Source organism: Pseudomonas sp. P5_A12, from assembly GCF_056400685.1.
This window is the reverse complement of the sequence record NZ_JBFUKU010000551.1, coordinates 1-1,602: the sequence shown is the minus strand read 5'-3', so window position 1 is coordinate 1,602 and position 1,602 is coordinate 1. Positions and strand designations below refer to the sequence as shown.

At 53.4% G+C, this 1,602-nt stretch carries 2 protein-coding genes and 1 pseudogene; all 3 read right to left on the bottom strand.

What is annotated here, in order from left to right:
* Positions 1-345 (bottom strand): alanine:cation symporter family protein (locus AC1DSG_RS31020; RefSeq protein ID WP_477794274.1); only part of this gene is annotated, 345 nt, incomplete at its 3' end.
* Positions 346-503: 158 nt separating this feature from the next.
* On the bottom strand, positions 504-1,322 hold the full coding sequence (locus AC1DSG_RS31015) for an alpha/beta fold hydrolase (RefSeq protein ID WP_477794273.1): 819 nt from the start codon (positions 1,320-1,322) through the stop codon (positions 504-506).
* Positions 1,323-1,478: 156 nt separating this feature from the next.
* Positions 1,479-1,602 (bottom strand): annotated as a pseudogene (locus tag AC1DSG_RS31010) (LysR family transcriptional regulator); the annotation flags it as partial.

Sequence of the window (1,602 nt, the reverse complement as noted above, 5' to 3'; positions counted from 1 at the left end):
CCGTATGTACAGATGCCCCAAACTACATTCAAAGAAGCTGGTGGACATACCCACCAGCGCGGTCACCCACATCCAGAACACCGCGCCAGGCCCGCCCAGCGTCACCGCCAATCCGACACCGGCTATATTTCCCGCGCCCACGCGACCCGCCAGGCTGAGCATTAACGCTTGGAATGAGCTGATCTGGCCCGCACTCTTCTGAACGCTATCGCGAAAAACACTGAACATATGTAGGAAATGGCGGAACTGCACAAAGCGCGAACGGATGGTGAAGTAGCCACCTAGGCCCACGATGAGCACGATCAGGAGCTTTCCAGAAAGAAAGCTGTTAATGACTTCAAGCATGATTTGAACCTCTTGTTGTTATAGATTTCAAGCGTGCACGCACCCTTACAAGCCACTGCAAGGGGGCACGTGAAATAGCTGAACTTGCTTTTTGAATCGCAACCGCCAAGCCTGTCAGGCTCCCGCGAAGTATCAGGGAGCGCTCAAGACGACCAGACTTATCCGGATTGGCTGCTGGTCAGAAAATCAGCGATTTGGCTCCACATCGCGATCGGGTTGGAATACATAGGAAAGTGTCCGCAGGCGGGAATTTGCGCCAGGCGTACGCCCTGAGCCTGGATATGCGGAAGATAGGACAGTGACGCGTTCTGCTCGCCGTACATGAACATTCGCGGGCACTTCAATCCAAGAAATTTACCCATCAGATCGGCGTTGTCGGACAGATCGACCATCGACTCGAAAATCCCTCGTACTGCCCCAGCACGCACCTTGTGTCTCAAGCTCGCCGAATACAATGCGCTGGCGTATGCCGGGGCGTGCCTGGCACGTTTGATGAAGGCAGCGAAAAATGCCTCGGGATCATTACTCGGATAGTCGACTATCTGACGGCTGAGGAAGCAGTCTTCCGGAGCAATATTGCCCTCTATATCGACAAAACTAATTACCCGCTCCGGGAACTGATGGGCCAGCATCAGAGCAGTCAACCCACCCATGGAGTGACCGACCAGATGGAAGCGCTCGATTTCGAAATGCTCCAGCACCTGCAGTGCTACCTGCATAAAAAATGGGATGGAAACCTTGGAAAGGTCACTGCACTGGCTTTCCCCGCATCCGGGGGCGTCGTAGGCGATGAAAGGATGACCGACGAATTCCGCCTGCAGCGCGATATCGGCATAGTCCTCTTTGGTCGAACCAAAACCATGCAGGAATACAATCGGCGCCAAATCGCCATTCCTGTGAATGGCGGCGACGTTCAGCTGGACACCCTCTATCGTCAGAGGGAGTTGCGTGTGAGTGAACGTTTCGGATGAGGACACGTTAATAGCTCCTTGAACGAAAAGGATTACCGCCACACGAGAGTCGCTGGCAGTCAGATATGCAATTTCAAGGGATTCGTGTGTTCTGTAAAATCCTGATTGTGGAAGGCTTTGATACGCTAAACCTATCACTAAACTTTCGCGTTCCCGATCTACTCACGCCTTCGCCCGAAAACGCGCAACGACTTCAGCTACTAGCGGATTGGGCCGATCTGCATTCCAGGCAACCGCCGTGGTTACGACATTTAGCTTCTGGCTCAAAGCTCGAAATACGACATTG